The sequence below is a fragment of the Bradyrhizobium sp. Leo78 genome (genome assembly GCF_059512425.1).
Genome location: NZ_JCAMOT010000265.1, coordinates 1 through 398, shown reverse-complemented (window position 1 = coordinate 398; position 398 = coordinate 1). Strand labels below are relative to the sequence as shown.

The 398-nt window shown below is 59.3% G+C and carries 1 pseudogene; it reads left to right on the top strand.

The annotated features are described in order from the left end of the window. Positions 1-203 precede the first annotated feature (203 nt). Positions 204-398 (top strand): annotated as a pseudogene (locus AC5ZG1_RS44605) (AAA family ATPase); the annotation flags it as partial.

The following is a 398-nucleotide window of genomic DNA, read 5'->3' as shown; positions in this document are numbered from 1 at the left end:
AAACTCCTCAGGCTTCTATGGCGGAACTCCGCCTGCTTTTCAGGTTGCCGGACTATAGTTGCCGCTTGGATGAATGCAACAGAAACAGCCGGGAAACAGTACCGATTCCGCTGCCTCATAACCTTTCCGTCGGCAAAACGCCATGGTAGGCGGCATCGAAAGATCAAAGCGGCTTGCCGCAGCGAGAAATCAGGAGGCCCACGATGACCGAGGAAATCAACACCGCCCTGCTTGCCGAACTGAAAAGGCTCGCTGATGCCGTGCAGCGGCTGGCCGGGCCGGCACCTGCCGTCAACGATTGGAATGCGGCCGACTGTTTCGTCTGGGCACCGTTGCGTCAGTATCTGCAGCCGGTGAAGAAGCCGAACCGGGTGGCGCTGAAGCTCATCCGCGGCGTC